The organism is uncultured Aquincola sp., assembly GCF_964001545.1.
In the GTDB taxonomy this organism is placed as follows: Bacteria; Pseudomonadota; Gammaproteobacteria; order Burkholderiales; family Burkholderiaceae_C; genus Aquincola.
Window position 1 is genome coordinate 1 of record NZ_CAXFDV010000507.1, and the last position, 5,591, is coordinate 5,591.

Annotated in this window: 5 protein-coding genes; 2 read left to right on the forward strand and 3 right to left on the reverse strand. The window is 69.9% G+C overall.

The window, feature by feature from the left end:
* From ABNT58_RS17245 to ABNT58_RS17255, 3 genes are all read right to left on the reverse strand, one after another.
* Positions 1–781 (reverse strand): hypothetical protein (locus ABNT58_RS17245; RefSeq protein ID WP_348754676.1); only part of this gene is annotated, 781 nt, incomplete at its 3' end.
* A 25-nt stretch (positions 782–806) separates the two neighbouring features.
* A complete protein-coding gene (locus ABNT58_RS17250; protein WP_348754677.1) occupies positions 807–1,610 on the reverse strand; it encodes a hypothetical protein in 804 nt (267 codons plus the stop codon).
* 51 nt (positions 1,611–1,661) lie between these two features.
* Positions 1,662–4,418, reverse strand: a complete 2,757-nt coding sequence (locus ABNT58_RS17255; RefSeq protein WP_348754678.1) for a TonB-dependent receptor — start codon at positions 4,416–4,418, stop codon at positions 1,662–1,664.
* Positions 4,419–4,708: 290 nt separating this feature from the next.
* On the opposite strand from ABNT58_RS17255, the gene ABNT58_RS17260 reads away from it, so the two are divergent.
* Together ABNT58_RS17260 and ABNT58_RS17265 are read left to right on the forward strand one after the other, a co-directional pair.
* Entirely contained in the window at positions 4,709–5,071 is a 363-nt protein-coding gene (locus ABNT58_RS17260; RefSeq protein ID WP_348754679.1) for a DUF2946 family protein, read from the forward strand.
* A 288-nt stretch (positions 5,072–5,359) separates the two neighbouring features.
* On the forward strand, positions 5,360–5,591 hold a 232-nt coding region (locus ABNT58_RS17265; protein ID WP_348754680.1), incomplete at its 3' end, for a hypothetical protein.

The window sequence follows — 5,591 nt, forward strand, 5'->3', positions numbered from 1 at the left end:
GCGGCGTGGCGTTGTAGCCGCTGGGGCACACCTGCCGCACCACCAGCCAGGGCGACCATTCGCTGTTGTACGAGTACGGAATGGCCACGTCCGGGTCGTTCTTGTTCACATCCACCCGGAAATCGATCCACCCGTTGTTGGTGGTCTTGGCTGCGTACTGGGCCGAGCCCGATGGCTCGAACAGCCCTTGCAGCGTGCGGCCCACCACTTCCAGGTCCTTGTAGGAGGAGGCGGTTTCCACGTTGGTGCCCGGCGCCGGCTGTGTGGCCGGGAAGGGCGCCGCGGTGGGCAGCGGGTTGGCCGAGCCGCGGTAGTAGGCCACGTCAGCCGCCACCGCCGCGCGGATGGCGCGGAAGAGGTCGTTCAGCTCGAAGCTTTGGCCCGAAGGGTTCCAGGCCGCGGTGTTGAGCTGCACCCGCAGCCCCAGCGTGTAGCTGTTGGTGGCATTGCAGGTGCTGCCGCTGCCGGCGCACCACACGCGGTCGTGCAGCGTGCCCACGGTCACGCCGTTGATCACGATGGGCGCGGTGCGGCTGGCCTTGAGGATGGTGCCGGCCGGCAGCGCCGAGGCGATGTCGGCGCCGGTGAGGGTGCCCAGCGTGTTGGCGCGGTCCTGGGTCTCGGTGGGCGTGTCGAGGTTGATCTTCGGGTTGATGGCGACCAGCGGCTGCGTGCCGGCGGCCTGCACCGGCACGGTGACGAAGCCGCCGTGCGCGCTCAGGTGCAACAAGGTGGCGGCCAGCGCGGCGCCGGCCAGCGGGAGCTTGCGGTTGAGGGTCATGCTCGTTCTCCTGGTGGTGGCTGCGTCAGTCGGGCTGGTAGCCGCTCAGGTACAGCTCGGTGAACTGGGAAGCATCCGGAAAGTCGGAGCTCAGCAGGCGGATGGCGAAGGGCCGGACCGAATAGCCCGCCGGTGCCTTGGTGCGCACCAGCAGCCAGGGCGAATGCGCGCTGCTGAGGCCCTGCGGCTCGGCCGCGTTGGCATCGATGCGGAAGTCCACCCAGCCGTTGTTGCGCAGCGGCCGGCGCGGGCCGGTGTCGTCGATGGGTTCGTTGTGGGCATCGGCCGCGGCATCCACCGCGGCCACGCCGGCGGCATCTTCGTCGTCGTCGTCCACCGGCGGCACTTCGTTCAGGCCCTGCAGCGTGCGGCCGGCTTTTTTCAGCGCCTTGAGCGCGCTGCCGGGGTAGTAGGCGATGGCCACTGCCTTGTCTTCGCGCACCTGGCGGAACACGTCGTTGGCGTTGAAGGACAGCCCCGTCAGGTCGTAGGCATTGGCATTGAGCTGCAGCTGCAGGCCGAAGATGAAGCTGGCGTCGCTGTTGCGCTTCCACACCCGGTCCAGCAGCTGGCCGATGACCACGTCGTTCTTCACCACCGCGCTGCTGCGCGAAGCCACCAGGGTGTAGCCCGCTTCGCCCGGCAGGCTGGCCACGCGGCAGCGTTGCTGCGCGGCCAGGTGGCGCGGGTTGCAGCGGGTCATCACGCGCTCGCCATCGGCGCTCAGCGTGACGAAGCCGGGCGAGGCGGCCCACGGGGTGCCGGCCGTGGCCGCCAGGGCCAGCGCCACGGCCAGCCGGGGCGGCAGCCTGGGTTTGCGAAGGTTCATGCGGGGTACTCCTGGAAGATGGGCGCTGCCGAGGCGCCCGGGGCAGGACCGTCAGCGGTCCGCGGCGGGGGTGCCCAGATCCCAGCTGAAGCCCACGAACACGCCGCGCGGCGCGCCGGGCGCCACCAGCGAGGTGTTCTGCCATTCGCTGGAGTTGTAGTTCCAGCCACTGGGCCCGTTGCTGCCGTTGGTGCCCGGCGTGAACGGGTTGACACCCAGCCGCCCGGCGGTGAAGTACTGGCGGTCGAACAGGTTGGTCACCTGCACGAAGGCGGTGAAGCCGCGGCTGACTTCCACGCTGGCGTCGAAGTTGAAGACCGCGTAGCCCGGCACCTTGCCCGAGTTGCGGAAGCTGCGGCCGGTGCGCACCGGCAGCTGGCTGAAGCCGCTGAAGTCGCAGCCGCCGGCCTGGCTGCAGTAGTAGCGGCCGATCTCCTGGTCGGTGCCGGCGCCCTGGTGCAGGTTGTTCTCGTTGCCGCGCATGTAGGCCATCGACCGGGCCACCATGCCCAGGCCCAGCTTCCAGCCCGGCGCCACCCGCCAGCCCAGATGCAGGTTCAGCGCATGGGCCGGGATGCCGGGCAGGCGTGCGCCGGGGTCGATGCGGATCATGCGGTAGGTGCCGTAGCCGCGGTTGAGCGCGGCATTGGGCGTGGGCAGCACGTCCTGGCCGATCACCTGCGTATCGCCCACGTAGGCCGAGTTCTGGTTGAAGTCGGCGGTGCTGTTGTGCGGGCTCAGCGTGTAGAAGCGCGACTGGAAGGTGGCGTCGGTGAACGAGTAGTTCACCCGCAGGTCCAGCGGGCCCATGCGGCCGTTGAGGCCCAGCTCCATGCCCTGGCGGCGCGTCTTGCCGATGGTGTCGAAGTAGCTGCGGCCATCGCCCACGCCCACGAAGTAGATGTCGTTGCGCAGGTCGGTGCGGAACACGCTGACGTTCCAGTCCCAGTCGGTGGTCAGCCGCTGGCGCAGCCCCAGCTCACCCGAGGTGGCGCGGATCTGCGGCAGGTAGGGGTCGGCCGACAAGGCGGTGGGCAGGCTGCAGCCGGGGCCGGTGAGGCTGCGCGGCGCGGTGCCCAGGCTGGGCGTGCCGGGCACCCGTTCCACCGGCGTGGGGTCGAAGGCGCAGCCCAGCTCCACCACCGAGGGGGCGCGGGCGCCCCGGCTCAGGTTGCCGAAGAGGTTGAGGTCTTGCACGGGCCGCCAGTTGATGCCCAGCGAGGGGTTGAACGAGCGGTAGGTGAAGCTTTCCTGCGTGCGGGTGCGGCGGAACACCTGGCCGTCGGTGTATTCCGGCGCGCGGAACTCGCGCAGCTCGTGCAGCGGCACCTGGCCGGCACTGCTGCGGGCCAGCAGCGTGTTGTCCACGTGGGTGTGGTTGTAGCGCGCGGCGGCGGTGAGCGTGAGCTGCGGCACCGGCGTGAAGGTGTCCTGGAAGAACAGGCTGCGGGTGGTGGAGGTGCCGTCGAAGTTGTTGCCCGGCACGTCGAACTCGGCGGCGTAGTAGTCGGGGTCGATCTGGTCGGGCGCCGCGAACACCCGGTGCGCCGCATCGATCAGCCCCAGCCGCTGGAACATGTCGTAGCGGGTGTGGCTGCGGTCCAGCGAGGCGCCCAGCATCATCGCGTTGCGCTCCTGGTTCCAGTTGAACTGCAGCGACAGGCCGTTGCTGCGCTGTTCCAGGTCGGTGCGCGTGAGCAGGCCGATCGGCGTGCCCTCCACCACGCCGGGGCCGGTGAAGCCGCCGCCGCGGGTGGCGCCGTTGCGGGCCACGCCGTCGGGGCTGATGTCGCGGTCGCCGAAGTCGTCGAAGCCGGCGTAGATGTCGCCATTGAGCCCGCGCCGGCGGCTGTCGCGGTGGTAGGCCATCGCGGTGAGGTTGGCGCGCTCGCTGAGGTCGAACTGGCCACCCACCGAAAACTGCAGCACCCGGTTGCGCGCCTCGTCGGGCGAGGTGAAGACGGACTCGGCCCGTTGTCTATACAAGTCGATGGGGATGAGGCCGTTGCCCACCAGCCGGTTGTCGGCATACAGCATGCTGGCGTAGGCCGATGCGGCTTCGCCGCGCCAGTCGCCACGGCCGAAGAGCTGGTTCACGCGCGAGGGTGAATCGTCGCGCCAGCCGTCTTCCTGGAAGCGGGTGAGCGCGAAGAAGCCGCCCAGCGTGCCGTCGTTGGCGCCGCCCGACAGCTGCAGCTGCCGCCGGCCCCAGGCGCCGGCCGTCAGCTGCCCCTGCAGCCCCGGCGCGCTGAAGCCCGTCTTGCTGCGCACCGAGATGGCGCCGCCCAGCGTGTTGAGGCCGAACAGCGGGTTGGAGCCCGGAAACAGGTCGAAGCGCTCGATCGCGTTGGTGGGGATCAGGTCCCAGTTGACGACGTCGCCGAAGGGCTCGTTGACGCGGATGCCGTCGAAGAACACCGACAGGCCCTGCGGCGTGCCCACCTGCGGGCTGGCGGTGAAGCCGCGGTAGTTGACGTCCAGCTGGAAGGGGTTGCCCTGGTAGTCGTTGACGCTGACGCCCTGCAGCTCCTGGTTCATGTAGTCGCCCAGGTTCAGCGCCCGTGAGGCGCGGATCTGCTGGCCGGTGGCCGTCTGCACGTTGGCCGGTATCTGGTCGCGGGTGACCATCAGCCCCGGCATCGGCCCCACGTCGATGGGCCGCCGGCCCGTCACCGTCACGCGGGGCAGCGGCGCGCTGGAGGCGGCGGCCTCGGGCGGCGCCGGCGGCGCGGTGGCCGCCGCGCCCGATTGGGCCTGCCCGGCCGTGGCCCAGGCCAGGCCGATGCCCACTGCCAACACTTTGCGCATGGCCGGTGCACCACTTGTCGTGCGCTCGCACGTCACCCGGGCCTGATCGCTTGCCAACGGACGCCTCCTGCTGGGCGACCGCTGACGGCCGCCTCTGTGTGTGAGGCCGACCTTACTCAGCCCGTGGCTGCACACACCACGGAGAAGCTCCCGGCGTGCACTGGTGAAAACCCGTCGGGCACCCGCGCGCGGGCTCGTCTGCGCGAAGTTACATAGACAACTGCAAGAGGATCCTTATTATCAGGAAGTACTTCACGAACGGCGTACACGCAGCACATAATCGGTGCGCCATGAATGCCTTGCGCCACGCCCCCTGGACCTGCCGGCTGTTGCTGGCTGCGTTCGTCGTGGTCGTGTTCAACATGGCCTTGATGCCGCTGCTGCATCCGCAAGCCATGAACCTGGTGTGCAGCGCCTCCGGCGTCGTCAAGCTCGTGCTGGCCGATGGTCAGGACGACGCATCGCTTGCGAAGGGCCATGGCACTGAGTGCCCGCTGTGCACCCTGGGCAGCGCACCACCGCCGGCTGCAGTGGTGCCCCAGGTGCTGCCGCTGTCGCCGCTGGCCTATGTGATGCAGGCCATTCCGGCCGCACGCCTGGCAGCGGCCACCGCCGCGCCGCTGCCGCCTCGCGGTCCGCCCGCGCGCGCCTGAGCAGCCTTCTTCGCTGCCCCTGAGACCGGTCCGCCGGTCTGGTCCACCCTCTGCATCTGTCCGTTCACTGCTGAGCAGTCGAGCGTGCCGCTGCCTGTGCGTGGTCCACCGACGCCATCCCCGATGCCATCCCCGACGCTGAAGGCCTGAAGCCCAGCGCGGCCGGCTCGCGTCGCCCCGGTCTCCCCACCCCCGTCATCGCCCCCTGTTTCGCGCTGCCTGCCGCTGAGGCCGGGCAGCGGGCGGGTGTGCGCCTGCGCCTCCTCACTTTTTTCATCGCCGATCGACATGACTTCCGCTCGTCTGTTCGTTCTCGCCGCTGCTGCGGCCGCTTCCGTGCCCGCCGCTGCCCACATTGGTTATGGCGGCCGCGACTTCGGCAGCTTGCAAGCCGACAGCTTCGCCACCATCAGCAACCAGGCCGTGAGTGGCAACTACGGCTGGGCCGACGCCACCGACGCCGACTTCGGCGACAGCCACCGCTCGCGCGCCTTCCGCTTCCACCTCGACAGCACCTTGA